This window comes from Ruegeria sp. AO1, assembly GCF_056535985.1.
In genome coordinates, this window is record NZ_JBQFJC010000002.1 from 516,476 (window position 1) to 542,743 (window position 26,268).

22 protein-coding genes and 3 pseudogenes are annotated in these 26,268 nt (G+C 60.1%); 11 read left to right on the forward strand and 14 right to left on the reverse strand.

The window, feature by feature from the left end; all coding sequences use genetic code 11:
• Nucleotides 1-19: 19 nt before the first annotated feature.
• Together ACR3FB_RS20540 and ACR3FB_RS20545 are read right to left on the reverse strand one after the other, a co-directional pair.
• Nucleotides 20-982 (reverse strand): YVTN family beta-propeller repeat protein, encoded by a 963-nt coding sequence (locus ACR3FB_RS20540; protein ID WP_480566798.1) that lies wholly within the window; start codon nucleotides 980-982, stop codon nucleotides 20-22.
• Between the two features lie 5 nt (nucleotides 983-987).
• A complete protein-coding gene (locus ACR3FB_RS20545) occupies nucleotides 988-2,154 on the reverse strand; it encodes an ABC transporter substrate-binding protein (RefSeq protein WP_480566799.1) in 1,167 nt (388 codons plus the stop codon).
• A 156-nt stretch (nucleotides 2,155-2,310) separates the two neighbouring features.
• Between ACR3FB_RS20545 and pedF the strand changes: the two genes are divergently transcribed.
• From pedF to ACR3FB_RS20575, 6 genes and pseudogenes are all read left to right on the forward strand, one after another.
• Complete coding sequence (pedF, locus tag ACR3FB_RS20550) at nucleotides 2,311-2,991, forward strand: cytochrome c-550 PedF (RefSeq protein ID WP_170549083.1); 681 nt, start codon at nucleotides 2,311-2,313, stop codon at nucleotides 2,989-2,991.
• Between the two features lie 18 nt (nucleotides 2,992-3,009).
• Entirely contained in the window at nucleotides 3,010-3,906 is an 897-nt protein-coding gene (locus tag ACR3FB_RS20555; RefSeq protein WP_170666748.1) for a substrate-binding periplasmic protein, read from the forward strand.
• A 69-nt stretch (nucleotides 3,907-3,975) separates the two neighbouring features.
• Complete coding sequence (locus tag ACR3FB_RS20560) at nucleotides 3,976-4,515, forward strand: SRPBCC family protein (RefSeq protein WP_480566800.1); 540 nt, start codon at nucleotides 3,976-3,978, stop codon at nucleotides 4,513-4,515.
• Nucleotides 4,516-4,542: 27 nt separating this feature from the next.
• On the forward strand, nucleotides 4,543-5,025 hold the full coding sequence (locus ACR3FB_RS20565) for a (2Fe-2S)-binding protein (RefSeq protein WP_480566818.1): 483 nt from the start codon (nucleotides 4,543-4,545) through the stop codon (nucleotides 5,023-5,025).
• 25 nt (nucleotides 5,026-5,050) lie between these two features.
• The gene (locus ACR3FB_RS20570) at nucleotides 5,051-7,411 is read left to right on the forward strand and encodes a xanthine dehydrogenase family protein molybdopterin-binding subunit (protein WP_480565532.1); all 2,361 of its coding nucleotides are present in this window, start codon (nucleotides 5,051-5,053) and stop codon (nucleotides 7,409-7,411) included.
• Nucleotides 7,412-7,506: 95 nt separating this feature from the next.
• A pseudogene (locus ACR3FB_RS20575) lies at nucleotides 7,507-8,299 on the forward strand (FAD binding domain-containing protein).
• A 50-nt stretch (nucleotides 8,300-8,349) separates the two neighbouring features.
• Here ACR3FB_RS20575 and ACR3FB_RS20580 read toward each other — a convergent pair.
• Nucleotides 8,350-9,240, reverse strand: coding sequence for an FAD:protein FMN transferase (locus ACR3FB_RS20580; protein ID WP_480566819.1), 891 nt, complete (start codon nucleotides 9,238-9,240; stop codon nucleotides 8,350-8,352).
• Nucleotides 9,237-11,300 carry a 4Fe-4S binding protein gene (locus ACR3FB_RS20585; protein ID WP_480566820.1) on the reverse strand — a complete coding sequence of 688 codons (2,064 nt, stop codon included), beginning with the start codon at nucleotides 11,298-11,300 and terminating at the stop codon, nucleotides 9,237-9,239. The genes ACR3FB_RS20580 and ACR3FB_RS20585 overlap by 4 nt, the downstream gene beginning before the upstream one ends.
• Before the next feature lie 200 nt (nucleotides 11,301-11,500).
• On the opposite strand from ACR3FB_RS20585, the gene pqqA reads away from it, so the two are divergent.
• The 5 genes from pqqA to pqqE are packed head-to-tail and all read left to right on the forward strand — an operon-like array spanning nucleotide 11,501 to nucleotide 14,607.
• Entirely contained in the window at nucleotides 11,501-11,608 is a 108-nt protein-coding gene (gene pqqA / locus ACR3FB_RS20590; protein ID WP_152460716.1) for a pyrroloquinoline quinone precursor peptide PqqA, read from the forward strand.
• Between the two features lie 26 nt (nucleotides 11,609-11,634).
• On the forward strand, nucleotides 11,635-12,522 hold the full coding sequence (gene pqqB, locus ACR3FB_RS20595) for a pyrroloquinoline quinone biosynthesis protein PqqB (RefSeq protein WP_480566822.1): 888 nt from the start codon (nucleotides 11,635-11,637) through the stop codon (nucleotides 12,520-12,522).
• A complete protein-coding gene (gene pqqC, locus ACR3FB_RS20600; protein WP_480566823.1) occupies nucleotides 12,519-13,247 on the forward strand; it encodes a pyrroloquinoline-quinone synthase PqqC in 729 nt (242 codons plus the stop codon). The genes pqqB and pqqC overlap by 4 nt, the downstream gene beginning before the upstream one ends.
• Nucleotides 13,244-13,531, forward strand: coding sequence for a pyrroloquinoline quinone biosynthesis peptide chaperone PqqD (gene pqqD, locus ACR3FB_RS20605; RefSeq protein ID WP_480566824.1), 288 nt, complete (start codon nucleotides 13,244-13,246; stop codon nucleotides 13,529-13,531). The genes pqqC and pqqD overlap by 4 nt, the downstream gene beginning before the upstream one ends.
• Complete coding sequence (gene pqqE, locus ACR3FB_RS20610) at nucleotides 13,528-14,607, forward strand: pyrroloquinoline quinone biosynthesis protein PqqE (RefSeq protein WP_170668500.1); 1,080 nt, start codon at nucleotides 13,528-13,530, stop codon at nucleotides 14,605-14,607. Before pqqD ends, pqqE begins: the two co-directional genes overlap by 4 nt.
• Here pqqE and ACR3FB_RS20615 read toward each other — a convergent pair.
• The 10 genes and pseudogenes from ACR3FB_RS20615 to glyA all read right to left on the reverse strand — a co-directional run.
• Nucleotides 14,592-15,020, reverse strand: a pseudogene (locus ACR3FB_RS20615) (transposase family protein); the annotation flags it as partial. The gene pqqE and the pseudogene ACR3FB_RS20615 sit on opposite strands and share 16 nt — an antisense overlap.
• 73 nt (nucleotides 15,021-15,093) lie before the next feature.
• A complete protein-coding gene (locus ACR3FB_RS20620) occupies nucleotides 15,094-16,080 on the reverse strand; it encodes a helix-turn-helix domain-containing protein (RefSeq protein WP_480566826.1) in 987 nt (328 codons plus the stop codon).
• A 90-nt stretch (nucleotides 16,081-16,170) separates the two neighbouring features.
• On the reverse strand, nucleotides 16,171-19,026 hold the full coding sequence (gene gcvP, locus ACR3FB_RS20625; RefSeq protein WP_480563288.1) for an aminomethyl-transferring glycine dehydrogenase: 2,856 nt from the start codon (nucleotides 19,024-19,026) through the stop codon (nucleotides 16,171-16,173).
• Between the two features lie 114 nt (nucleotides 19,027-19,140).
• Complete coding sequence (gene gcvH / locus ACR3FB_RS20630; RefSeq protein WP_170381008.1) at nucleotides 19,141-19,506, reverse strand: glycine cleavage system protein GcvH; 366 nt, start codon at nucleotides 19,504-19,506, stop codon at nucleotides 19,141-19,143.
• Between the two features lie 18 nt (nucleotides 19,507-19,524).
• Nucleotides 19,525-20,617, reverse strand: a pseudogene (gene gcvT, locus ACR3FB_RS20635) (glycine cleavage system aminomethyltransferase GcvT).
• A 16-nt stretch (nucleotides 20,618-20,633) separates the two neighbouring features.
• The gene (locus tag ACR3FB_RS20640; RefSeq protein ID WP_170637793.1) at nucleotides 20,634-21,056 is read right to left on the reverse strand and encodes a universal stress protein; all 423 of its coding nucleotides are present in this window, start codon (nucleotides 21,054-21,056) and stop codon (nucleotides 20,634-20,636) included.
• A gap of 78 nt (nucleotides 21,057-21,134) precedes the next feature.
• The gene (locus tag ACR3FB_RS20645; RefSeq protein ID WP_170661310.1) at nucleotides 21,135-22,508 is read right to left on the reverse strand and encodes an alanine/glycine:cation symporter family protein; all 1,374 of its coding nucleotides are present in this window, start codon (nucleotides 22,506-22,508) and stop codon (nucleotides 21,135-21,137) included.
• 24 nt (nucleotides 22,509-22,532) lie between these two features.
• Nucleotides 22,533-23,477 (reverse strand): lipoyl synthase, encoded by a 945-nt coding sequence (lipA, locus tag ACR3FB_RS20650; RefSeq protein ID WP_480566827.1) that lies wholly within the window; start codon nucleotides 23,475-23,477, stop codon nucleotides 22,533-22,535.
• A gap of 14 nt (nucleotides 23,478-23,491) precedes the next feature.
• Nucleotides 23,492-24,874: a dihydrolipoyl dehydrogenase gene (lpdA, locus tag ACR3FB_RS20655; RefSeq protein WP_480566828.1), complete on the reverse strand. Its 1,383-nt coding sequence runs from the start codon at nucleotides 24,872-24,874 to the stop codon at nucleotides 23,492-23,494.
• Between the two features lie 11 nt (nucleotides 24,875-24,885).
• Complete coding sequence (gene glyA / locus ACR3FB_RS20660; protein WP_480566829.1) at nucleotides 24,886-26,154, reverse strand: serine hydroxymethyltransferase; 1,269 nt, start codon at nucleotides 26,152-26,154, stop codon at nucleotides 24,886-24,888.
• Nucleotides 26,155-26,268: the final 114 nt, after the last annotated feature.

Genomic DNA, 26,268 nt, shown 5'->3' on the forward strand with positions numbered 1-26,268 from the left:
TTAGGTCTCCTCAATCTTGTCAGTTGGTCGGACGGAAGGCCGCACCCCAGGGGAAACGCCCAACCTTGATCGTCTTGATCGGTTCACGCTTGGCCACATCGATCACGGTCACATCACCGGACACGCCGTTGGTAGTGAACAAAAGCGACTTGTCAGCGTTGAAATCCATGTGCCAAACGCGGCGACCCACGAGGATGTATTCTTCAACCTCATAGGTTTCGGCATTCACGGCCGCCACATGGTTCGAAGGCCCCAGCGCGACAAAGGCGGTCTCATCCCCGTTGGACAACTCAAACCCCACGGGTTGCACCCGGTCGGGGTGGACGCCTTCGACCTCGAACTCGATCTTGGCCTTTTCGGTCTGGGTTTCCACGTCGAAAACGGTGATGGTGCCGCCGATTTCCGAGCTGACCCACAGCTCGGTCCCGTCCTTCAGAAATTCGGCATGGCGCGGGCGGGAATCGACCAGAGTATTGGCGAACAGCTCTTGCGTTTCCGTGTCGATCCAATGAGCCATATTGGTGGTCTCGGAGGTGGTGATGGCGATCTTGCCATCGGGCGACACGGCCATCCCTTCGGGTTCGATCCCCACGTCGATCTGCGCAATCACCGTGCGCGATTCCGTATCCACCACCGTGGTGATCGCGTCATCCTCGTTGGCGATGTAGAGATGCTTGTCATTTGGGTGCAGTACAAACTGCTCGGGGTCCTCGCCCGAGGGCAGGTCATGGAGAATCTCGCCCGTTTCGGGGTCCATTACCTGAACCGAGTCACTATCCGACGCGCAGATATAGAGAACCGAGTAGTCCTTGGAGAACGTAATCCCGCGCGGGCGTTCTCCGGTCTCAATGGTGCGGATCACCTCAAGCGTTTCGATGTCAATCACGCTGAGCGTGTCGTCCTTTTCGTTGCTGATCCAGATCTCATCCGCAGTGGCCGGAGCGCAGAGCGCGGTCGCTGCCAGAAGTGCTGCTAGTCTCATCGCTGTTACTCCTTAAATGACTGACACTGGCTTTCGGCCTCATCAATGCCCAGCGTGTCCAGTTCGGTACGTTGATGCAGAAACCCCTCGAGCGGGGCCATCGCCACAACGGCGCGATCCGTGACCAAAGGGATGGGCTGCCGCAACTGGCCGTTCCAGGCTCGGAAATTCATCGCGCGGCCTTTGAATCCGGCCAGTTCGAAATCATCCGACAGGATATAGTCGCGCAGAACCGCCGGATCATCTGATTGAGTACGCGTCACCGCCTCGCCCAAGGCCCGGTAGGCCGCCCATGCGGCGTAATCCTTGGGGCGCATCGCCCGCCCTGCCTGATCGGCAAAACGGTTCTGCATCTGCACGGCGCCCCATTGTTCGACCACGCGCGACCAAGTGACGGGCTGCAAGCCCTCTGACCCGGCAACGGGGCGCGGTTCCCATGTGTTGAAAGGGATGTAGCGGCCGAAATCGTCCAGCTCATCAGCGACAAGCAGCACGTCATAGTCGCCGAAGTCCTGCGTAAACAGTGGCACTTCCTGCGCAGCGTTGCGCCGCAGATCGGCATCGAAAACCCATATCTTTTCCGCTTGCAGCTCCAAACGGAACTTTTGCAGAGACCGCTTCAACGCCTCGGCAAAGGCCTGATCCCCCGGATGCTCTCCAGCGATCAGGACGATATCTTCCCACCGGCGTTTGACCAGGAACTGCGCCAGAGCGTCGGTGCGCATCACGTCCGATGGCAAGGTGTGCAACAGGTTGGCACGGCACTCGGACTCGCGCAGCGACAGATCAGGAGCCGAGGCGTTAAACAGCACCGCACCCGCTGCTTCGGGCAGATTGGCGACCTCAAGCTGCGCTTGCGCAGGCGCGTCCAGAATGACGAAGGGACTATTGGCCAAAGCCTGCCGCGCGGCTTGGGCCCAGTCCCCGCCCTCGGGCACCGTGGTCACTGTCAGATCGTATTTGTGCCCCAGAAACTTGGCTGTTGTCAGGTTATCAGCCAGACCTAGCTCGGCGCCCGCCATGCCCAGGTCTTCAGGAATCGGATCAAGGTTGGACAGCACCGGAGGACGCTCAACTTCTTGCTGCAGGTAAGTCACTGAAATCGCAACCTCGGCCTGCGCAGCGCCAGATGCCAGCGCCAAGGCTGCAAGAACAAAAGAAAACCTGAACATTCTGCGCCTCCTCCCCGGCTCTAAAAGTAAAAGCCGGTCGAAAATGGGAAAGCCATTCGACCTTAGTCGCAGATTTTGCCCATCTGCAACCAAGGTCGAATGTCGCGATGTATTTGCCTGCGCTATGACCGGGGAAAGCTTCAATAGGAGGATGAGATGCGTCTTGGTTTTTACAGCGCGGCGCTTGCGGCAACGGTGACAGCGGGAATGGCGCTGGCACATGGAGATGTCGCGCCCCAGCCAGTAAATACGGATGCCCTTCCCGACGTGAGCGAGGAATGGCTGATCGAGAACCCCTATCGCGATCAGGGCGAAGAGGTCTGGCAGGCTGCAATCGAAATCGGCGATTCCGGCTACAACCAGAACTGCGCGCGCTGCCACGGCCTGGGCGTCGTATCGGGCGGCCTGGCCCCCGACCTGCGCTACCTCGAGGCCGAAGAATACGGCGACGAATGGTATATTGAACGCTTCCGCGAGGGCTATACCCAGAATGGTATCACCAAGATGCCCGCCTTTGGTGATTTGTTGGGCCAAAAGGCCGCCTGGGCCATTCGCACCTATATCGAGACCCGCCCTGACGACGGCGCGTTGGATGATCATTCGGACCGGTTGAAGGAAATCCGCGACGAGCTGGCTGCCATGGCCGAGGGCGCGGATGGGGACACAGCCGCCCTGCAATCCGAACTGACTGAGATCGCGGGCACAATCGAAACCGGCTCTGGCGCGCCTGTGGCCGACTCGGTGGCCCTGCGCGCCGCGGTGCTGATCTCGGGCGAGGCCCCGGATTTCGCACAAGCAGCGGAGCAGCTGACTATCGGATTGTCTGCCGCGCAATAGAACGGCAGACTGGGGCACATGATCGGACGCCATTTCATTTTCTCCCTGTTGGTCGCCGCCCTGTCCGCCGGGTCGGCTCTGGCCAGGTGTGAAGACCATGTGCCCCAACCCAAACCCCAGAATGCCAGCCGTGATATCGTGGGCGCGGACCTCGATACCATTGTCGAGCGCGGCTATATCGAATTCGCCGCTTATGAGGATTTCGCACCCTGGTCCTTTGAGAAGGACGGCAAGATACAGGGTGTTGATATCGAAATCGGCAAGCTGATCGCCCAGGATCTGGGGGTCGAGCCGCGCTTTAATCTGGTTGCAGCGGGGGAAAACCTAGAGGCCGATCTGCGCAACTGGATTTGGAAGGGCCCGCTGATCAACGGGCGCGTGGCCAATGTCATGCTGCACATTCCCTATGACAGCGAATTTGCCTGCCGGGTGGAACAGGTGGTGTTCACCGGCCAGTATCATGACGAGGAAATCGCCATCGCCTTTCGCCGCGATGCCTATCCCGAAGACCCTCCGGTTCCGGCCTATTTCCGTTTTGACACCGTCGCGGTCGAAAACGATTCGATTGCCGATTTCTACCTTTCATCTTTTCCCGGTGGGCAACTGTCGCAGAATGTCAGCCGGTTCCCGACAGCAGATCAGGCGATGGAGGCTCTGGCCGCAGGCGAAACGATGGCCGCAATGGGCCCGCGCGCCCAGCTTGAGGCTGGCCTGACCCCGGATCTGGATATCCATACCCCACCGCTGCCCGGCTTTGCCGTCAGCACCTGGACCAGCGGCGTGGCCGTGCACTTTGCCTATCGTGGCCTCAGCTATGCGGTCGATGACGCGATCTATGCAGCGCTTCAGGATGGCCGCATCGCCAAAATCTTCGAGGATTACGGGCTGACGCATACCCCTCCCGAACTTCGCTGACTACGCCCAAGGTCGCATATGCTTTGCGGCCCCGACGCCCTAGGTTGGAAAAAACTCTGGAGGAGTGACATGGAGTTACATGACAGCCGCACAATAGCCGCGCCACGATCCGAGGTCTGGAATGCCCTGCTGTCGGCGGATGTTCTGCGCGAATGCGTCCCTGGCTGCCAGGAGATGACCGGCACCGCCGAAGACGGATTCGACGCCACCGTGGTGCAGAAAGTCGGCCCCGTCAAAGCCACGTTCAAAGGGAAAGTGACCCTGTCCGACATGGTGTCCGGGGAAAGCCTGAAACTGTCGGGCGAAGGCAAGGGCGGCGCTGCCGGTTTTGCCAAGGGCGCAGCAGATGTCACGCTGTCCGATGTCCCCGAAGGCACCTTGCTGACCTACAACGTGGACGCGCGCGTGGGCGGCAAGCTGGCCCAACTGGGTGGTCGCGTCGTGGACGGTTTCGCCAAGAAAATGGCGGATCAGTTCTTTCAGAATTTCCAAAGCGCGGTCGAGGTCGAGCCAGAGGCCCCTGCCAGCGAAGCGGCAGCTGAACCTGAAAAACAAGCGGAAGAGGCAACCGAAAAGAAAGGCTGGCTCAAGCGCGTATTGGGCGGTTGAGCTACGGATTTAAGGGAGGAAAATGTGATGAAAATATCGCTGACTGTGAATGGCATGTCTGTGAGCGGTGATGTTGAGGGTCGGACGTTATTGTCTGGTTTTTTGCGGGATCATTTGTCTTTGACGGGGACGCATGTTGGCTGTGATACGGCGCAATGTGGGGCCTGTGTGGTGCATGTGAACGGCGAGGCCGTCAAGTCGTGCAACATGCTGGCGGTTGAGGCCGACGGGGCCGAGGTCGGCACTATTGAGGGTCAGGCGTCCGAGGATGGGACGCTCAATGCGATCCAGCAGGCGTTTCAGGATCATCACGGGCTGCAATGCGGCTTCTGCACGCCAGGCATGGTGATGAGCGCGGCGGCGCTCCTGAAGGACAATCCGCGCCCGACCGAGGCCGAGATCCGCAAGTATCTGGAAGGCAACCTGTGCCGTTGCACGGGCTATCACAACATCGTCAAGGCGATCATGGCCGCTTCGGGCCAGGACGTCAGCAGCATCGCCGCCGAATAAGCGGCCCGAGGGAGGAGAACAAGCAATGCCCAAAGACAGTGGCATCGGAGCCAGTTCCAAGCGGCGCGAGGACGTGCGCTTTCTGACCGGAGCAGGCAATTATACCGACGACATCAACGTGGCCGGACAGGCCTATGTTCATTTCCTGCGCTCGGATATCGCGCATGGCCGGATCACCAGCCTTGATACCTCGGCGGCCGAGGCCATGCCGGGCGTGGTCAAGGTGTTCACCGGCAAGGATTTCGAAGGCGTGGGCGGCATGCCCTGCGGCTGGGAGGTGACGGACAAGCACGGCGCACCCATGCAGGAGCCTGCGCATCCCATTCTGGCCCAGGGCAAGGTGCGCCATGTGGGCGATCCCATTGCCGCCGTTGTGGCCGACAGCCTGGAACAGGCGCGCGATGCGGCCGAGGCGATCGAGGTGGACATCGAGGAACTGCCCGCCGTGATCGACATGAAGGCCGCAGCCCAAGAGGGCGCGACGCTGGTCCATGACGATCTGAAGAACAACATCTGCTATGACTGGCAGCTGGGTGAAGCGGATGACGCCAAGGTCAATGAGGTCTTCGCCAATGCGGCCCATGTGACCACGCTGGATCTGGTGAACAACCGCCTGGTTGCCAACCCGATGGAACCGCGCGTGGCGGTGGGTGAGTACAAGCGCGGGACGGATGAGTACACGCTCTATACCACCTCGCAGAACCCGCATGTGATCCGCCTGCTGATGTGCGCCTTTGTGCTGGGCCTGCCCGAGCATAAGGTCCGCGTTGTGGCCCCGGATGTGGGGGGCGGCTTTGGCACCAAGATTTTCCACTATGCGGAAGAGGCGTTCTGTACCTTCGCCGCCAAGGCCTGCAACCGGCCTGTGAAGTGGACCTCCAGCCGGTCCGAGGCGTTCATGTCGGACGCCCATGGTCGGGATCATGTCAGCAAAATCGAACTGGCGCTGGATGCAGACAACAACTTCATCGGGTTGCGGACCAACACCTATGCGAACCTTGGGGCGTATCTGTCGACCTTCTCCAGTTCCGTGCCCACATGGCTGCACGGCACACTGATGGCAGGCAATTATAAGACGCCGGTCATTCAGGTGAACGTGAAGGCGATGTTTACCAATACGGTGCCGGTGGATGCCTATCGCGGCGCGGGCCGGCCCGAGGCGACGTTCCAGTTGGAACGCGTGGTGGACAAGGCCGCGCGCGAGCTGGGGGTCGATCCGATTGCCCTGCGCCGTCAGAACTTCATCACCCAGTTCCCCTATGACACGCCGGTGGCGCTGACCTATGACACCGGGGATTACAACGGGACTATGGACAAGCTTGAGGCCGCAGCCGATCTGGCAGGTTTTGCCGCACGCCGTGCGGCAAGCGAGGCAAAGGGCAAGCTGCGGGGACTGGGCATCAACTGCTATATCGAAGCCTGCGGCATTGCGCCTTCGAACATCGTTGGCATGCTGGGGGCCCGGGCGGGTCTCTATGACGCGGCGACCGTGCGGGTGAATGCCACCGGCTCGATCAGCGTCATGGTAGGCGCGCACAGCCACGGGCAGGGGCATGAGACTGCCTTCCCGCAGGTTGTGGCCGACATGATCGGCATTGATGAATCGATGGTCGAGATCGTGCATGGCGACACTTCGAAGATCCCGTTCGGCATGGGCACCTATGGCTCGCGCTCGCTGGCGGTCTGTGGCTCGGCCATGGTGAAGGCCACTGAGAAGGTGATCGACAAGGCCAAGAAGATTGCCGCCCACCTGCTGGAGGCGTCTGAGGCCGATATTGAGCTGAAGGACGGTCAGTTCAGCGTCGCGGGCACCGACAAGTCGGTGGCCTGGGGCGACGTGACCCTGACAGCCTATGTGCCGCATAACTTCCCGCTGGAGGTGGAACCGGGGCTGGAGGAGACCGCGTTCTACGACCCGGCCAACTTCACCTTCCCCTCGGGCGCTTATGCATGCGAGGTCGAGCTGGACCCCGAGACTGGTCAGGTCAGCATCGAGGCCTTCACCGCGGCGGATGACTTTGGCAACATAGTCAATCCGATGATCGTGGATGGTCAGGTGCATGGCGGTATTGGCCAGGGTATCGGCCAGGCTCTGCTTGAGAACTGCGCCTATGACGAGAATGGCCAGCTGCTGAGCGCGTCCTTCATGGATTACGCCATGCCGCGCGCCGATGATGTGCCCTTCTACGGCGTCGATCATTCCAGCCAGACGCCCTGTACGCATAACCCGCTGGGTGTGAAGGGCTGTGGTGAGGCCGGGGCGATTGGCTCTCCGCCGGCTGTGGTCAATGCGGTTCTGGATGCGATGAATTCGGGCGGCAAGGCGGTGGATCACATCGACATGCCAGTAAGCCCGTCGCGCGTTTGGGCGGCGATGAACAGCTGAGTTGAGAGGGTGGACCGGGGGCCAGCCCCCGGACCCCCGAGGTATTTTTAGCCAGATGAAGAGCGGATCTGCGCTCTTCGGAAAGGAAAAGCGGAATGTACAGTTTCGAGTTTGAGAAGCCCTCGAGCATTGCCGACGCGGTTGCCGCGTTGGGGGCCGAGGATGCGCAGCCATTGGGCGGGGGGGCAGACGCTGATCCCGACGCTGAAGCAGCGCCTGGCGGCGCCATCGGTGCTGGTCAGCATGGGTGGGATTGCCGAGATGCAAGGTGTCTGTGTCGAGGATGACGGCTCGGTCGTCATTGGCGGGGCGACGCCCCATGCCACGGTGGCGCGTGAAGCGGCGGGGTCGTATCCGGCGCTGGCGGCCTTGGCGGGTCAGATCGGTGATCCGGCGGTGCGCAATCGCGGCACCATTGGCGGGTCGGTGGCCAACAATGATCCGGCGGCCTGTTATCCGGCGGGCGTGCTGGGCTCAGGCGCGACCATCGTGACCAACGCGCGGCAGATCGCGGCGGACGACTTCTTTCAGGGCATGTTTGCCACCGCGCTGGATGAGGGTGAGATCATCACCTCGGTCCGGTTCCCTGTGCCGCAGGCGGCGAGCTATCAGAAGTTCCTGCAGCCCGCGTCCCGGTTTGCATTGGTCGGTGTCTACGTGTCGCGGTTCGCGGATGGTGTCCGCGTGGCCGTGACCGGCGCCAGCGAAGACGGCGTGTTCCGGTGGGCAGAGGCCGAAGAGGCCTTGAACAAATCCTTCAGAGCCGAGGCACTGATGGGGCTGAGCGTCAACCCGATGAACATGATCGCCGACCTGCATGGCAGCAAAACCTACCGCGCGCATCTCGTCAGCGTCATGACAAAACGCGCCGTCCAAAACTGCTCGTAAACACAGAAACAACAAACCCAAAAGCCCCGGGCAAAACCCCGGGGCTTTTGTTATGAATGCAAGGTCCGGACAGACCCATTCTGGTGAACACAAATTACAGTGGTACTCTTGGGTGTTCGATCCAGGATGGTTTGAATCTCACCCTCATCCGCGTGGCAAAGCGCCGTTGACAATGCATCTGCCGATGTGGCGTCTGCAGCCTGAACGCTGACCGTCGACCATTGGGGTGGTTGCATGCTTTGTGGACTCAGGACGTGAAACTGACCGCCACCCAGTCGCAACGCACCTGGGCTGGAGGTGGCAATCGCTTGATCTTTGAGAGTCCGGGTTTGCACGATCCCCTGTTGAGGGTCGGACACGCCAAGGGTCCAGTTGCGCCCTGCGGCGTAGTACTCACCGATATTGACGAGTACATTCCCCCAACCCGCCTGACGCAGCACCTCTGTGACCAGATCCGTGGCGTAGCCCTGAGCAATTCCATTCAGCGTCAGTGCCTGGCCGGCATCCAGCGCGATAAAATCGGGCGAAATCCGAACCCGGTCCCATCCAATAGCTTTGCGCGCGGCATCGAGGTCTCCATTCTGCGCCGCTGCCTGCCACAAGGGCTGAACGGTCGGATCAAAACGCCCGTCGGTCTGCCGGTAGGCGCGATCGCAGGCGCGCAGAAGCGCCAGCATTTCGGGCGCGGGTGCTTTCAGGTGGCCAGAACGGTTCAACCGAGACAAGTCGGAATTCTGGCGGTAGAGGCTGAACAATGCTTCGCAGCGTTCTAGCTCGGCTCGGATGCGGGCTATGGCGGGTTCGGCAACGTCCGTAGGCGCGTCAAAGGCTAGGCTGACCTCGGCACCCAAGGCATAGCCGTGCCATTTTGTGGGCTGGGCCGCAGCCGGGGTCGCCAACGCGGCGGCAGAGATGGCAAGGAAGCGGCGGCGGTTTATCATTCGGCGGCGACCTCTCTGGCTCGGCGTCGAGCGGCGACAATCAGAGGCACGCATTTCGTGCTATCGTCATGGATCGTCACACAGTCAAGGCATTGAAAGCACTCGTCATATTGGATGCGCCCGCTCTTTGCGATGGCCCCGTATTTGCATTTGACCTTGCACAATTGGCAGGGAGAGCCGCATTCCACGCGCCGGTCGATCCAATCGCGTCCGCGCAACAGCCCTCCGATCGCCATGAAAGCGCCAAGCGGGCAGACATAGCGGCAAAATCCCTTGAACAGCACCATTCCAAGGAACAGCCAACCCGCCGCATAGGCCACGTAGTACCATTCTCGCACAAAGAAGGTGGTGACCGCGGTTTTGAAGGGCTCGACCTCGGCAGCTTTGTCCACTTGATCGGGAGCGACGAACAAAACGCCCACAAGGCCCGCAAGCATGACATATTTCAACCATTTCAGACGTCTGTCCCAGGCGTCGGACGGCTCAATTTGCGGAAGGCGCAGGGCTTTGCCGAGGTGATGCGCGAACTCCTGCATCGCGCCGAAGGGGCAGAGCCAGCCGCAGAACAGCCCTCGGCCCCATGCGATGAAACCAGCTATGGATACTGCCCAGATCAGCAAGGAAAACGGGTCATACAGAAGGAATGCGAAACTGCCGCCCTCGACTGCTGCTCTGAGCGTGCCAAGAACGGTGACGATGGACAGCTGCCCTTGCCCCCACCATCCGACAAAGCCGATGACAACGGCCAGCACGCCCATGCGGAGGGGCATGAACAAAGGTTGGGCCGCCAGTGCATTCATGCGAAAGGTGAGCGCAGCGATGAGACCTGTAAGGAAAATCCCCAAAACGATCATGTCGGCCTGACGGTTGCGGAGCGCCTCCAGCCATGGCGGGACCGGCGTTATCTGAACCGGACGGGCAAAGAACCGCTCGGGCGTGACATGCGGCACCTCAAGCGTGACCGAGCCTGTTTCGGGCTGGAACATGCCGTGTTCCCGCACGGCCAACACCTTCAGAACCCAATCGCGCGAGGGGTCAAATCCCAGCCTGCGGTCCGTGCGCAAGATCATAGCGGTGCCATCGGGCAGACCATCGGCCAGCTCCACAAACAGATCGGCATCGCGCAGGGCAACAGGAAAGCCATCTTGTTCTGCCGACAGCCAGTCTGGCGCGGTATTGCGCACGAAATCTTCGCTGACCAACCCGTGGCGCGCGGTTTCGATCACCAGGATCGGTTCATCATTGTCCGAGATTTCAAGAAAGCTCTGGAGGTCGTCGAAACTGTCCTCGGCCAGCGCGGCGCGGGCGATGGAGGTAGGCCCCAAATCGACAACCCAGATGTCCAAGTACGGCTCATCCGGGTAATCTTGCGCCTCGGGGTCGTCATCCGCCCACAAGGTGCCTGCGAACAAGGCGTCGACCTGAGCGTTGGTGTAGGTCTTGCGCGTGGCGATGCCCTGATCGACAAGATCCTGCCAGGTCAGGTCCTCTTGATACTCGGGGTCTGGAAAGGCGGGCGGCGCGGTGGCCAGCCCCTGCATTTTTTCGCGGGCCACTGCCAGCGCGGCCCCCATGACGGATTCGTGGGCAATGCGCACGCTGGCCGTCGCCTTGGTGACGCCATCCAGATAAACTAGCTGTGAACCCGCCGCCGCGTCGCCATAGGGCGTTCCCACTACGATCGAATCCGAAATCGACAGCCCGCCATATTGTTCAAAGAACTTGTGAAACGGGGCCTCACCCAGACCCGAGACAAAGATCGGCTCGTTGTGTTCGATCAGTTGGACGTCCAGAAAGCGCCCCTCAAGGTCCAGCACCACCAGCATGTTGATCGGCGCGCCCGAAAACCCCGGCAAGGGGGCCAAGGGTTCGGATTCAAACACATATCCGGCCTCACTGCCGCCCGAGTTCAGCAGGCTGTAGACCCCGTCATCGTTCAGCGCCTCTCCCAGCGAGAATGGGGCGCGAATGTAGGTTTCAATCTGCTCACGCGGCAGAGGCTCTGCCTGAACCGACAGGCCGCTGAAAAGCAAAAACACAAGTAACAGGATCGCGCGCATGAGCGTGAGACTATATTTCCGCCTGCGCCCATGACATTCGACGAAAGTCCTAAGTCCCGCCTCTACGACCCCAAGGCGGTTGACGCAGCCGCCCCCGCCCCTCAACACTACACCTCATCCCTACGACCAAAGGAGCATTTTCCGAAAATCGTGTCGGTAGTAGGTTTTTACCAACGCCAGTCATTCATCGGGAGGACACTATGACCTGGAGCACACCGAAGCTGAAAGAAGTGAACTGCGGCATGGAGATCAACATGTATTCTCCGTCCGAGGACGAAGGCCGCGAGTACGAGCCCGACCTGTTCTGATCACGTAAACGCAGCGGAGGCCCAAAGTGCATTTCCTGGTTCTTGGGGCTTCTGCAGGTGGCGGTTTGCCACAATGGAACTGCGGTTGCCGGAATTGCGAGGATGCCCGCAAGGGCAAGATCCCGCCGTCCGGCCAATCCTCGTTGGCGGTGTCCCCAGATGGTCTGAATTGGAGCATCCTGAACGCCTCGCCCGATATTCGCCAGCAGATGCTGGACAATCCCAAAATGCACCCCCGCGCGCTGCGCGACACGCCTGTGGCCTCGGTCCTGCTGACCAACGGGGATATCGACCATATCGCCGGGCTGCTCAGCCTGCGGGAACAGACCCCGTTCACCCTGTTTGCCACGGGCGATATTCTGGATGTGCTGTCCCAGAACCGGATTTTCGACGCAGTCAACCACGAGAAGGTCGACCGCCGTCAGATTGCCCTGGGCGATGAATTCACCCTGCAAGAGGGGCTGCAGGCGCAGCTTTTTGCGGTGCCCGGCAAGGTCCCTCTGTTCATGGAAGGCGACAGTGTCCAGACTGATCTGCTAGGCGAACAGACCGTAGGTGTCCGGCTGACCACCGCCGATAAGACCGCCTACTACATCCCCGGCTGCGCGCAGGTGACCGATGACCTGTTGGCCCGGCTTGCGGATGCCGACCAGCTGTTCTTTGACGGTACGCTTTGGGACGATGATGAGATGATCCGCACCGGAACCGGAGTGAAAACCGGGCAGCGGATGGGCCATATCTCGATCAGCGGGCCCGAGGGGTCGATCGCCCGACTGCAAGACATCCGCGCGGCGAAAACCTTCATCCATATCAACAACACCAACCCTGTTCTGCAACCCAAAAGCCCGGAACGCGCCTTTGTGGAAACCGCAGGCTGGACCATCGCCTATGACGGGCAGGAGATCACGATATGAGCCGCGACACTCTTGAGGCCCGCCTGCGTCAGATCGGGGCTGAGCGTTATCACGACAAACACCCGTTTCATCACCGGCTGCACAGCGGGGAATGCACCCCCGATCAGGTGCGCGCCTGGGTGATCAATCGCTGGGCCTATCAGGCAGCGATTCCGATGAAGGATGCCGCCTTCATGTCGCGCTGCACTGATCCCGATATCCGGCGCGAGTGGCGATCCCGCATCGAAGACCACGATGGCGGCGTGACCGACGGTGGCGGCATCCGGCGCTGGCTGAAACTGGCCGAGGCAGTGGGGCTGGACCCCGACTATGTCGCCTCGGGCCGCGGTATCTTGCCCGCGACCCAATTCGCCGTCGACGCCTATGTGCATTACGTGCGTGAAAAGCCTCTGCTACAGGCGGTCGCGTCCTCTCTGACCGAGCTGTTCGCCCCCAAAATCCATGAACAGCGGATTGAGGGTCTACTGCAGCACTATGACTTCGCCAATTCCGACAGCCTCTCCTATTTCCAAAAGCGCCTGACCCAAGCCCCCAAGGACGTGGCATTCGGCCTGAACTGGGTTTTGGACCATGCCGATACAGAAGAAAAAGAAGATATGGCCTGCGAGGCGCTGATCTTCAAAACCAACGTGCTTTGGGCGCAGCTGGATGCGCTTTGGTCGGGATATGTGGAACCGGGCCTGATCCCGCCCGGTGCGTGGAAACCGGGGGAAGGCCTGTTATGACGCTTGAGCTGCAGCAATCCGATCGCCCCTATCTGCCGCGCGGCGTGCGGGTTCAGCGCGACACAGTGCGCGTCCGCATGGTCCTACAGGCCCCGGAAAAGGTGATCGAACTGGATGATATCGGCGTCGCCATCCTGTCACGAGTCGATGGTAAGACCTCTCTCAGCCAGATCGTCACCGATCTTGCCACCACCTACGGCGCCCCTACCGATCAGGTCGAAACCGATGTTCAACGGTTCCTGCAGGCCCTGCGCAGCCGCCTCTACGTTTTGGTGCAGTCATGACCGCCCCAGCCCCCATCGCGCTTTTGGCCGAACTCACCCACCGCTGCCCGCTCAGCTGCCCTTATTGCAGCAACCCGGTCGAGCTTGAACGCAAAGAGACAGAACTGGACACCCAGACCTGGGTGGATGTATTCCAGCAAGCCTTCGACATGGGCGTCTTGCAACTGCACTTGTCGGGGGGCGAACCCGCTTCGCGCCGCGATCTCGAAGACCTGACCGCGCAGGCCGCCCGTATCGGGCTTTACACCAACTTGATCACCTCCGGCATCGGGCTGACCCCCAAACGGCTGGACCGGCTCGAGGCGGCAGGGCTGGACCACATCCAACTGTCCTTGCAGGGCACAAACGCCGCTCTGGCCGATCGCATCGGCGGCTATCGCGGCGGCTTTGACCGAAAGATGGTCATCGCCAAGGAGATTGGTGACAGGGGCATCCCGCTGACCCTGAATGCGGTCATGCATCGCCACAACCTGGATTATCTGGATCGCACAATCGAAATGGCCGTTGAGCTGGGTGCCCGAAGGCTCGAGGTCGCCTGCGTGCAATTTCACGGCTGGGCGCTGCCGAACCGCGCCGCACTGCTGCCAACACTTGAACAGACCCACACCGTGAAAGACACCGTTGCCCGCGCCAGCAAGGATTTACGCGGTGTTCTGGCCATCGACTTCGTGCCGCCCGACTATTACTCGGACTATCCCAAAGCCTGTATGGGCGGTTGGGGATCCACGGGCCTGAACATCGCGCCCAACGGCACCGTCCTGCCCTGCCATGCGGCGCAGACGATCACCCACCTGGAATTCAAGTCGGTGCGCGATAAACCCTTGTCGGACATCTGGCACCACAGCAGCGCCTTCAACGCCTATCGGGGAACCGATTGGTTGCCCGAACCCTGCCAAAGCTGCGAGCGCAAGGAGATCGACTTCGGAGGCTGTCGTTGTCAGGCTATGGCCCTTGCGCAGGATGCCGAAGCCACAGATCCCGTTTGTAAAAAGTCGCCTCTGCACGGCCGGGTCAAAGATGTTTTGGACGCCATGTCGGCCAATCCTGAGAATGAATTCATCTACCGCAAAGCGTGACCCCAACCAAGTGCTATGGCGGACAGAAATATCTTGGAACATCTGTTGGAGCGGATTGCGACACGCCGCAAATCCTTGAGGCTACCGAGCATGAACTCGATCCGTTTACGCCCTTTGTAGTGACCTTTGTCATATTTGACAGCCTCCGTGCGTAGCCTTCGACCTTAGAAACGGGCGCGTATCCCTTTTTCTTTCGACGCATCTCAGATGCTGGTCAGCGTCTTAGCCATGGTCTCCAATCAGCCAGTCAACATCTGACACGCTGCTAAGCAAGTCCCGCGCGCCTAAGTAGTCGCGGATGTGCCCGGCAGTTAAAAAAGGTTCAGCGGACGCCCTTGGCTATCACAGATGTCGTGTTACTTGGTCTTCGCGCTACTTTTGGCGCAGCCAATCAGGCGTCCACGCCCTCGTTTTGAACGCCAGACTATTCGCTATAAGGAACTTTTGCACATCCAGGAACTACGCGCCGTATTGAGATTTCTTGTTCTATTCACATCCAAGATACCGCCGCTTCCGGCTCTCTTCGGGAGTGGATTTGCAATGTTTGAAGAAGCTCCGGGACATGGCGGAACGAGACGAAAACCCAGTCGCGGCGGCAACTTCTGCGAAGGGCATGTCCGTGTATTTTAGCAAGATCCCAACCCGCTCCAAACGCAACTCTTTGTAAGTGTCCAGAAGCCTCGCATTCGTTTTGCCAAGATATCTTCTCTGAAGCTGCCGGACAGATGTACCGACTGTCGCGGCAAGTTCTGAAATGCTCAACGGGTCTTCGATATGCGTCAGCATGGTCGCCAGCGTATGAATGACCAACTCGTCCCCTTTGGCCTCGCCAATGAGCCGATTGGCAATTTGACTCTCGGTTTTCTTCCTGGGTTCGCTCAATCCGACATATCTGCGTAGCGCATCAGCAATATGTTGACCGTGGTCAGCCGAAACGAGCTCCGAAAGTAATCCCAGAGCACTGATGCGGGTATTGGCGCTGTGCAATCGACCATCTGACGCCAGGCAAGTTGATGCCCCGCAGCTGGCAATTCCCTGTTCAAAAGCAGCCGCTTCAAAAGCGGCGTGCACTGCAGCCGCCCTAGGTTCAGAGCCTGCCATCTGTGCCAGCAGCATCACGGCGCCGCCGACCAATATCACTCTGGGCGAGAGATTCATCACTTGCGAAACCCAAAGCTTTTGGTCTCCTGCCGGGCACCATCCACTCTCCAAGTCGCCCCAGAACACCGCAGTCCGCCCAGCCCAATCAAGTGGTCCACCAACTTTGTCGGTAGCAACAACACGTGCTGTCACCACATAGGCTTTTTTAGCGATCAATGTGTTCAACGCATGGAAAAACTCCACGACCAATTCTGCTGACGCCCTATCCTCTTGGCAGCGCAGAATGACTTCGATGTGATTAGGGCGTTCTTTTGCCACGTTGGCGATTTGAGCTGCACCTGCGTGACAATTTTGTATGACATAATGCTTCATCAGAACCACCAACTGGTTTGATTGGGTCAGGTGAGAGAAACATTGTTCCCTTCGATGACCCCCGCCGATTTCGCGGCGGGGTTTGTAGTTTTACTCTGCGGCTTCTTCGTAAGCTTCCATTGGTGGGCATGTGCAGACGAGGTTTCGGTCTCCGTATGCGTTGTCGACGCGGTTGACGGGGGACCAGTATTTGTCGACGCCCATGGAGCCCGGAGGGAAGCAGGCCTGTTCGCGGGTGTAGGGGCGGTCCCAATCGCCGACCAGATCGCGCACCGTGTGGGGGGCGTTTTTCAGCGGGTTGTTTTCCGCGTCGATCTTGCCGTCGATGATGTCCTGCGCCTCGGCCCGGATCGAGAGCATGGCGTCGCAGAAGCGGTCCAGCTCGTCCTTTGGTTCGGACTCGGTGGGCTCCACCATCAGGGTGCCCGCCACCGGCCAGGACATGGTCGGGGCGTGGAAGCCGCTGTCGACCAGACGTTTGGCGACGTCATCCACGGTCACATGCGCCGCCTCGTCCAGCGGACGCGTGTCGAGGATGCATTCATGCGCCACACGCCCGGTCTCGGAAGTATAGAGGATCGGATAGGCATCCTGCAGACGCGCCGCGATGTAGTTGGCGTTCAGGATCGCCACTTTGGTCGCCTGGGTCAGACCCGCGCCACCCATCAGCAGCACATAGGCCCAGCTGACCGGCAGAATGGACGGAGAGCCGAAGGGTGCCGCCGAGACCGGACCCACGGCAGTGCCGTATTCCGGGTGGCCGGGCAGGTGTTCCTCCAGATGCGCCTTGACGCCGATCGGACCCATGCCGGGGCCGCCGCCGCCATGGGGGATGCAGAAGGTCTTGTGCAGGTTCAGGTGGCTGACGTCGCCGCCAATGTCACCGGGACGCGACAGACCCACCATGGCGTTCATGTTGGCGCCGTCGATATAGACCTGACCGCCGTGATCATGGGTGATCTGGCAGACCTCCTGCACGGTGGTCTCGAACACGCCATGGGTCGAGGGGTAGGTGATCATGCAACCGGCCAGATGATCCGAGTGCTTCTCCGCCTTGGCGCGGAAGTCGTTCAGATCAATGTTGCCATTCTCATCCGCCTGCACCGGGACAACCTGCCAGCCCACCATCTGCGCCGAGGCCGGGTTGGTCCCGTGCGCCGAGGTTGGGATCAGGCAGACATTGCGGTGCCCTTCGCCGCGGGCGAAGTGATAGTTGCGGATGGTCAGCAGGCCCGCGTACTCGCCCTGCGCGCCCGAGTTGGGCTGCTGGGAGATCGCGTCATAGCCGGTGATCTGGCACAGCTTGTCGTTCAGATCGGCAATCATCTCATGATAGCCCTGCGCCTGATCTTCGGGGCAGAACGGGTGCAGATTGCCGAACTCGGGCCAGGTGACCGGGATCATCTCGATCGTGGCGTTCAGCTTCATGGTGCACGAGCCCAGCGGGATCATCGCCCGGTCCAGCGCCAGGTCGCGGTCGGCCAGACGGCGCATATAGCGGGTCATCTCGGCCTCGGCCCGGTTCTTGTGGAATATCTCGTGGGTCAGATAGGGCGTCTCGCGCAGCGCGTAGTCCGGCAGGCGGTACTGCTTGTTCGAGCTGTCGTCTGTCTTGTCGATGCCAAAGGCCCCCCAGACGGCTTCGATGGTCTCGGGCCGAGTCTGTTCGTCCAGGCTGATGCCAACCTTGGTGTCGCCGATCTTGCGCAGGTTGACGCCCCGGGCCACGGCGGCCTCCATGACGGTCTTCTGCAGGTGGCCGACCTCAACGGTGATGGTGTCGAAGAACACCTCGGGTTCGACCGAGAAGCCCGCCTCTTCCAGGCCGGCGGCCAGGCGCGAGGTCTTGCGGTGTACCGATTGCGCGATGGCCTTGATACCATCGGGGCCGTGATAGACCGCATACATCGAGGCAATGACGGCCAGCAGCGCCTGCGCAGTACAGACGTTCGAGTTCGCTTTCTCGCGGCGAATATGTTGCTCGCGGGTTTGCAGGGCGAGGCGATACGCTTTGTTGCCGCGGCTGTCGATGCTGACGCCGATGATCCGGCCCGGCATGGACCGCTTCAGCTTGTCGGTGGTCGCCATGTAAGCGGCGTGCGGGCCGCCATAGCCCATCGGCACGCCAAAGCGCTGGGTCGAGCCGATGGCAATATCCGCGCCCATCTCACCCGGTGACTTCAGCAGGGCCAGCGACAGGATGTCGGCAGCGACGATGGCGATGGCTTTGTGCTCATGCAGCGCTGCGATTTCCTTGGTGAAGTCGCGCACATGGCCGTGGGTGCCGGGGTATTGGAAGATCGCGCCAAAGACAGCACCTGCATCCAGCGTGTCCGGATCGGCGACTTGCACGTCGATGCCCAGAGGCTCAGCGCGGGTTTTGATCACCGCGATGGTTTGCGGGTGGCAGTTCTTGTCAACAAAGAAGGCCGCGTTGTTGGCCTTGGACCGGCCACCGCGCTTGGCCATCGCCATGGCTTCGGCCGCCGCTGTGGCTTCGTCGAGCAGCGAGGCGTTGGCCACGTCCAGCCCGGTCAGGTCGCTGACCATGGTCTGGAAGTTCAACAGCGCCTCAAGACGGCCCTGGCTGATCTCGGGCTGATAAGGCGTGTAGGCGGTGTACCAGGCCGGGTTTTCCAGAATGTTGCGCAGGATCGGCGCGGGCGTGGTGGTGCCGTAATAGCCCTGACCGATCAGCGAGGTCAGAACCTTGTTCTTGCTCGCCACCTCTTTCATGTAGAACAGCGCATCGCGCTCGGTCATCGCCGGACCCCAGTCCAGCGGCTCTTTCTGGCGGATCGCCGGCGGGACGGTGGCGTCGATCAGTTGGTCCAGCGTCTTGAAGCCGATCACCTTGAGCATGTCGCGCATCTCGGTCGGACTGGGACCAATGTGGCGGCGATTGGCAAAGTCATAGGCTTCGTAGTCAGTCAGTTTGAAAGCCATTGCAGCGCTCCTATGAATAAGTCAGGTCGGGCGGAGACCACGCAGGCCCCGATACATCATCACGAGCCGGTCCGGCCCGAACGGGCGGAGCCCTGTGCAGGGCTCCGGTCTGGATCAGCCGATGAAGTCCTTGTAGCCGGCCTCATCCATCAGATCTTCCAGCTGCGACGCGTCGGTGATCTTGATCTTGTAGATCCATGCCTCACCTTCGGGGTCTTCGTTCAGCGCGCCAGGATTGTCGGCCAGCGCCTCGTTGACCTCGACGATCTCGCCATCAACCGGGGCATAGAGTTCCGAGGCCGCTTTGACGGATTCAATCACACCGATCTCGCCGTCTTTCTCGAACTCGTCACCCACTTCCTGCTGTTCCACGAAGACCACATCGCCCAGCTGCTCGGCGGCATGTTTGGTGATGCCCAGAGTGGCTGTGTCGCCGTTCACGTCAATCCACTCGTGCTCTTCGGAATAATAGGTTGCCATCTTGTCTCTCTCCTGACTTCAACGCTTGTAATTCTGGGTGACGAAGGGCAGCGCCACGATCTCGGCCGGTTGCGGCTTGCCCCGAATGATCAGATTGACCGTCTCGCCCGGCTCACCATGGCCTGCGGACACATAGCCCATCGCAACGGGGCCACCGACCGTCGGGCCAAACCCGCCCGAGGTGATCTGGCCAATGGTGTTGCCTTCCGTGCACTGGATCTCAACGCCCTGACGCGCAGGCGCGCGGCCCTCGGGCTTGATGCCCACCAGCTTGCGGGATGCGCCCTCGGCCAGTTCTCTCTGGATGCGCTCGGCCCCGGGAACCCGCCCTCTTCCTTGCGGCGCTTCTGGATCGCCCAGCTCAGCGAGGCTTCGATGGGCGAGGTGCTCTGGTCGATGTCATTGCCATAGAGGCACAGCCCGCCTCCAGCCGCAGGCTGTCGCGCGCGCCCAGACCGGCCGCTTCACAATCCTCATGCGCAAGGAAGGCGCGGGTGATCTCGATGGCCTTGTCCTCGGGGATCGAGATCTCGTAGCCGTCCTCACCGGTATAGCCCAGGCGCGAGATACGGCATTCAACGCCGTTGATATCCGCCACGGTGGTTTCCATGAACTTCAGATCGCGGGCGGCCGGGCAAAGCTCACCCACAACGTTCTCCGCTGCGGGGCCTTGCACCGCCACCAGCGCGCGGTCGAATATCTCGGTTACCTCGACGCCCTCGAGGCGTTCGCGCATATGCGGGATGTCCTGATGCCGCAGCGCCGCGTTCACCACCACAAAGTAGTGATCCCCCGCATTCGACACGATCAGGTCATCCATGATCCCGCCGTCTTCATTCGTGAAGAACCCGTACCGCGCCTTGCCTTCCTTCAGCGTCGCATAGGCCTGCGGGCAAAGCGCCTCAAGCTTCTCGCCCACATTCTCACCGCGCAGGATCACCTGCCCCATATGGCTCACATCAAACACCGCCGCCTTCTCACGGCACTGTTTATGCTCCCCCATGATCCCCAACGGATACTGAACAGGCATCTCCCAGCCCGCAAAATCAACCATCTTGCCGCCAAGCTCGACGTGCAAATCGTAAAGAGGAGTGCGCTTCGGTGAAGTCATTTTTCTAACCTTTCAATCAGCGGGATTGGTCGCGAACGACCGTCACTGTGCAGTGCGCATTCCGCACCACCCGGGCCAGGTTCGGACCAATTTCATAGTTCGGGAAGTCGCCCTTGGTGGAGGCCATGACGATCAGATCAAACCCCTCTTTATAGGCGAGTTTCAGGATTTCACGGTAAACGCTGCCTTCTTCAATATGGATCGCAACATCAGAGGCATCACCGTGGTCCAGAATGGCCTGAACCGCGTTGCGGACATGATCCTTTGCTCCAGCGCCATAGTTCGCGGGCAGGTTCGGAAGTTGGATAATCTCGGGGATGACGGCAACCGCGTGCAGCTCTGCACCGTAGAATTTCGCCTGTTCCAAAGCGACCGGCAGAGCCAGTTTCCAGGAACGGTCGTCGGTATGATCAATGGGCAGCAGGATTTTCGTGGCCATCACGTCTCTCCTCGAGATATGGAATTCTGTTTCAATGGCGGGGGGCCAGATTGGCCCCCCGTTTTGGTCGGGCCGAACTTATTCGGCAGGTTTTGCCTCCGGCTCTTCGGACTGGCCGCCCGAGGCGAAGAACTCTTTCGTCAGTTTGAAGACGATCGGACTCAACAGGGCCAGGGCGATCAGGTTCGGGATAGCCATCATGGCGTTCAACGTGTCTGCCAGCAGCCAGATAAAGCCCAGATCTGCAGTTGCGCCGAAGTAGATCATGACGATCCACAGGACGCGGTAGGGCATCAGGGATTTCACACCCAGCAGGAACTCAACGCATTTCTCACCATAGAAGGACCAGCCAAGGATAGTGGTGAAGGCGAAGATCGACAGAGCGATGGCGATCAGATACCCACCGATACCCGGCAGCGACAGTTCGAACGCGTGGCTGGTCAGAGCCGCACCGGATTCACCCGATGTCCACGCACCCGAGGCGATGATTGCCAGACCGGTGATCGAGCAGACGATGATTGTGTCGATGAACGTACCCAGCATCGCGATCAGGCCTTGGTTAACCGGACCTTTGGTCTCGGCTGCGGCGTGTGCAATCGGAGCCGAACCCAGACCGGCTTCGTTCGAGAACACACCACGTGCCACACCAAAGCGGATGGCAGCCCAAACGGCAGCACCCGCGAAACCACCTTCTGCGGCGGACGGAGTGAACGCGTAGGTGAAGACGAGCGACAGCGCCTGTCCGATGTTGCCGATGTTGATCAGCAGAACCAGCAGACCCGCGATGATATAAGCAACAGCCATGAACGGAACCAGTTTGCCAGCAACCGCACCGATGCGAGTGATACCGCCTAGGATAACAGCTGCGGTCAGCACCATCAGAACAACGCCGGTGACCGAGGTATTCAGGCCGAAGTTCGCTTCAAGAACTTGTGCCACACCGTTGGCCTGCACGCCGTTGCCGATGCCGAAGGCGGCGATCGCGCCAAACAGGGCGAATGCTACACCCAGCCACGCCCATTTTGCGCCGAGACCGTTCTTGATGTAGTACATCGGGCCGCCGACATAGTTCCCCAACTCGTCTTTTTCGCGATACTTCACCGCGCAGACAGCTTCGGCATATTTGGTGGCCATGCCCACCAGGGCGGTCATCCACATCCAGAACAAGGCGCCCGGACCGCCCAGGAAGACAGCAGTGGCCACACCGGCGATGTTACCCGTACCGATGGTTGCCGACAGCGAGGTCATCAGCGCGTTGAACGGGCTGATCTGCCCTTCGCCCTGACCTTCCCGGCCTTTGAACAACAGGCTGAAGCCCGTGCCAATGCGCAGGATCGGCATGAATTTCAGCCCGACCTGCAGGAAGAAGCCGACGCCAAGGATGAGAACCAGCATCAGCGGCCCCCACACGACGCCATTGATGGCCCCTACGATTGAATTTAACGCTTCCATGGTATTCCTCCCTAGTGCGTCTGGTTATGCCCCGGCAGCAATTGCCCGCTGGCGAGCTTGCTTGAGGGCGGCAAAGTCTTCGTCCGCGTGGAACGACGAACGGGTCAGCGGAGTGGCTGACACGTGCAGAAAGCCCTTGGAACGCGCGATCTGCTCCAGCTGGGCGAACTCTTCCGGTGACCAGAACCGGTCGATCGGGTGATGTTTCGGGGTCGGTTGCAGGTATTGCCCGACTGTCAGGAAATCGACATTTGCAGCGCGCAGGTCATCCATCACTTGGCGCACGTCACTGAGGCTTTCGCCAAGGCCGACCATCAGGCCGGATTTGGTGAAGATCTCAGGGTTTGCGCGCTTGGCATCGTCCAACAGGCGCAAAGACGTATAGTACCGCGCGCCGGGACGAACCGTTGGATAAAGGTGCGCCACAGTTTCCAGATTGTGGTTGAAAACGTCCGGCGCTGCTTCAAATACCAGAGTTTCGGCAGTCCCTTTTCCCAAAAAGTCCGGAGTTAGAACTTCGACGGTGGTTTCAGGGTTTTGGTGACGCACTGCTCGGATAGTCTGCGCGATGTGTTCGGCCCCGCCGTCTTCCAAATCATCGCGATCGACTGATGTGATCACCACATGACGAAGCCCCAGCTTCTTGACGGCCGCCGCGACACGGCCCGGTTCGAACACATCCAATGCATCCGGTCGACCGGTGGCCACGTTGCAGAAGGAACAGCCACGCGTGCAAACCTCGCCCATGATCATCATGGTGGCGTGGCGCTTGGACCAGCACTCGCCGATATTGGGACAGGCGGCCTCTTCGCAAACCGTCGCCAGGTTATGCTCGCGCATCAAGCGACGGGTTTCATAATACTCGGTGCTGTCGCCCTTTTTCTTGCGAATCCACTTGGGCTTGCGGGGAATGACACTGTCTGCCTTCTTGGCCTTTTCGGGGTGGCGGGGGCGAAGCTGGATGGTCATCTGGCGGCTCCTTCCTACGCGTGGATCGCGCGGCCCAGAGCGTCGAGGCAGGCTTCTTTGACCGCCTCGCCCATAGCCGGATGTGCATGACAGGTGGAGGCGACCTCGGCTACGGTGGCACCTTTGGTCATCGCCAGAACGAGTTCCGCGATCAGATCACCGCCATGGGCACCGCAAATATGCGCGCCTAGTATTTTGCCGTTCGGGTCGGCCAACACCTTGACTGCGCCGTCGGTTTCTCCGGTCGACCGCGCGCGCGAGTTGGCCATGAACGCAAATTTGCCGACCGCGTATTCGGCACCGGCCTCCTTCAGCGCCTCTTCGGTCACACCGACCGAGGCAACCTCAGGGTCGGTATAAACGACACCTGGCACGGTGTTGTAGTCGACATGGCCGCCCTGCCCAGCCAACTTTTCGACGCAGGCAACGCCGTCTTCCTCGGCCTTGTGGGCCAGCATCGGACCGGGGACACAGTCCCCGATCGCATAGATGCCGGGAACCGATGTGCGGAAACTGTTGTCAACTTGAACAAAGCCGCGCGGGTCAAGAGCTATCCCCAATTCTTCCAGCCCCAACCCGCGCGTGACGGGCCGGCGTCCGACGGCGATCAGAACCTTGTCGGCTTCGATCACCTCTTCCTTGTCTTTGCCGACCCGGTCCAGAGTAAGCGTCAATCCGGTTTCGGACTTTTCAATGGCCTTCAGCGCGCGTCCCAACTGGAACTTCAGGCCGCATTTGCTGAGTGCGCGCTGCGCCAGTTTCGCAATCTCACCGTCAATACCGGGCAGAACGCGGTCCAGATACTCAACCACTGTGACCTTGGCCCCAAGACGTGCCCAAACCTGACCCAGCTCTAGCCCGATCACCCCTGCCCCGACGACAACCAGATGATCAGGCACCGTGTCCAGCGCCAAGGCACCGGTTGAGCTGAGAACATCCTTCTCATCAATCTCGATACCGTTCAGCGGCGTCGGCTCAGACCCCGTGGCGATCAGGATATTCTTGGCCTCATAGATATCATCGCCAACCTGCACTTGCCCGTCCGCCGGAATGCGGGCCCAGCCTTCGATCAGCTCAACGCCGTTCTTCTTGAATAGAAAACCGATGCCCTTGGTCAGATCGCCAACGATCTTGTCCTTGCGCCCCATCATTGACGGCACGTCGATGCTGGCCCCCTCGACGGCAATGCCATGGGAAGAGAGATGTGCAAGCTCGGCATATTTGGCCGAGGAGGTCAGCAACGCTTTGGAGGGTATGCACCCCACATTCAGACAGGCTCCGCCCAGCGCGCCGCGTCCTTCCACGCAAGCCACTTTCATACCCAGTTGAGCCGCGCGGATCGCAGCAACATAACCGCCGGGGCCGCCCCCGATGACGATGAGATCGTAAATGCTCATTGGGTGTTCTTTCAGTAGATTGGATAGTTGGCGCAGAGGGCGCGGACTTTTGCGCGGGTCTCGGCTTCGATGGTTGCATCGCGTTCAGAGGACTCACGCAGCGCATCGAGAACATCGCCGATCAAGTGGCCGATCTGAGTGAACTCATCAGGACCAAACCCGCGGCTACATCCAGCGGCCGTTCCCAGCCGGATACCGCTCGTGATCGTCGGTTTTTCCGGATCACCCGGAACGCTGTTCTTGTTGCATGTGAACCCGGCACGCTCGAGCGCGGCTTCTGCATCTTTGCCGGTAACACCAAGTGGTCGCAGATCAACCAGCATAAGGTGGTTTTCTGTGCCGCCCGAAACGATATCACAACCACGCGCCATCATGACGTTTGCCAAAGCATTGGCGCTGTCGACGACACGCTGCATGTACTCCTTGAACTCTGGCTTCAAGGCCTCGCCAAATGCGACGGCCTTACCGGCGATTACATGCATCAAGGGGCCGCCCTGAAGCCCGGGGAACACAGCAGAGTTGATCTTTTTCGCCAACGCCTCGTCATTCGTCAAAATAATCCCGCCGCGCGGACCGCGCAGGGTCTTGTGGGTCGTCGAGGTGACCACATGCGCGTGACCAATTGGCGAGGGGTGCAGCCCGGTCGCAACCAGACCCGCGATATGCGCCATATCGGCCAGCAGCCAGGCACCGACCTCATCCGCGATCTTACGGAACCGAGCGAAATCGATCTTTTGCGAATAGGCCGATGCGCCTGCGATAATGAGCTTTGGCTTTTCAGTCTTGGCCAGCGCTTCGACTTGGTCATAATCGATCAGCCCCTCGTCCGTCAGGCCGTACTGAACCGGGTGAAACCACTTTCCCGACTGCGCAGGTTTGGCGCCGTGCGTCAGATGACCACCCGCATCAAGCGACATACCAAGGATCGTGTCACCTGGGCTGAGCAGTGCAAGTTTAACAGCACCGTTTGCCTGCGCGCCAGAGTGCGGCTGAACGTTGGCAAACTCACAGCCAAACAACGTCTTCAATCGTTCGATCGCTTCAACCTCAACCTCATCCACATATTCGCAACCGCCGTAGTAGCGGCGACCGGGATAGCCCTCAGCGTACTTGTTAGTGAGCACAGAACCCTGCGCGTCGATCACAGCCTGCGAGACGATATTCTCGGACGCGATAAGCTCGATCTGTTCTGCTTGGCGCTTGCCTTCACGTACAATTGAAGCAGCAATAACCGGATCTGAATCTTTGAGCGATTTTGTAAACAAGGTTCCCTCCTCCATACTCGAATCCCAAGTACGAAATTTTGTTTCCTATAGTGGAAATCGGATACTCAAGGCAACATATATCTCGTACTTGTGAAGTTGTGTAAGGATGGGGAAATCGGTAACCTGCGG

Bases quoted from the DNA above. Each gene is read 5' to 3' on its own strand.
- ACR3FB_RS20585 (WP_480566820.1), bottom strand. From the start codon at position 11,300: ATGCGCGCGATCCTGTTACTTGTGTTTTTGCTTTTCAGCGGCCTGTCG.
- pqqA (WP_152460716.1), top strand. From the start codon at position 11,501: ATGACCTGGAGCACACCGAAGCTGAAAGAAGTGAACTGCGGCATGGAG.
- lipA (WP_480566827.1), bottom strand. From the start codon at position 23,477: ATGACCATCCAGCTTCGCCCCCGCCACCCCGAAAAGGCCAAGAAGGCA.
- gcvH (WP_170381008.1), bottom strand. From the start codon at position 19,506: ATGGCAACCTATTATTCCGAAGAGCACGAGTGGATTGACGTGAACGGC.
- gcvP (WP_480563288.1), bottom strand. From the start codon at position 19,026: ATGGCTTTCAAACTGACTGACTACGAAGCCTATGACTTTGCCAATCGC.
- ACR3FB_RS20565 (WP_480566818.1), top strand. From the start codon at position 4,543: ATGAAAATATCGCTGACTGTGAATGGCATGTCTGTGAGCGGTGATGTT.
- ACR3FB_RS20540 (WP_480566798.1), bottom strand. From the start codon at position 982: ATGAGACTAGCAGCACTTCTGGCAGCGACCGCGCTCTGCGCTCCGGCC.
- ACR3FB_RS20580 (WP_480566819.1), bottom strand. From the start codon at position 9,240: ATGATAAACCGCCGCCGCTTCCTTGCCATCTCTGCCGCCGCGTTGGCG.
- pqqE (WP_170668500.1), top strand. From the start codon at position 13,528: ATGACCGCCCCAGCCCCCATCGCGCTTTTGGCCGAACTCACCCACCGC.
- ACR3FB_RS20555 (WP_170666748.1), top strand. From the start codon at position 3,010: ATGATCGGACGCCATTTCATTTTCTCCCTGTTGGTCGCCGCCCTGTCC.
- ACR3FB_RS20645 (WP_170661310.1), bottom strand. From the start codon at position 22,508: ATGGAAGCGTTAAATTCAATCGTAGGGGCCATCAATGGCGTCGTGTGG.
- lpdA (WP_480566828.1), bottom strand. From the start codon at position 24,874: ATGAGCATTTACGATCTCATCGTCATCGGGGGCGGCCCCGGCGGTTAT.
- pedF (WP_170549083.1), top strand. From the start codon at position 2,311: ATGCGTCTTGGTTTTTACAGCGCGGCGCTTGCGGCAACGGTGACAGCG.
- ACR3FB_RS20620 (WP_480566826.1), bottom strand. From the start codon at position 16,080: ATGAAGCATTATGTCATACAAAATTGTCACGCAGGTGCAGCTCAAATC.
- ACR3FB_RS20545 (WP_480566799.1), bottom strand. From the start codon at position 2,154: ATGTTCAGGTTTTCTTTTGTTCTTGCAGCCTTGGCGCTGGCATCTGGC.
- ACR3FB_RS20560 (WP_480566800.1), top strand. From the start codon at position 3,976: ATGGAGTTACATGACAGCCGCACAATAGCCGCGCCACGATCCGAGGTC.
- pqqD (WP_480566824.1), top strand. From the start codon at position 13,244: ATGACGCTTGAGCTGCAGCAATCCGATCGCCCCTATCTGCCGCGCGGC.
- glyA (WP_480566829.1), bottom strand. From the start codon at position 26,154: ATGGAGGAGGGAACCTTGTTTACAAAATCGCTCAAAGATTCAGATCCG.
- ACR3FB_RS20640 (WP_170637793.1), bottom strand. From the start codon at position 21,056: ATGGCCACGAAAATCCTGCTGCCCATTGATCATACCGACGACCGTTCC.
- pqqC (WP_480566823.1), top strand. From the start codon at position 12,519: ATGAGCCGCGACACTCTTGAGGCCCGCCTGCGTCAGATCGGGGCTGAG.
- ACR3FB_RS20570 (WP_480565532.1), top strand. From the start codon at position 5,051: ATGCCCAAAGACAGTGGCATCGGAGCCAGTTCCAAGCGGCGCGAGGAC.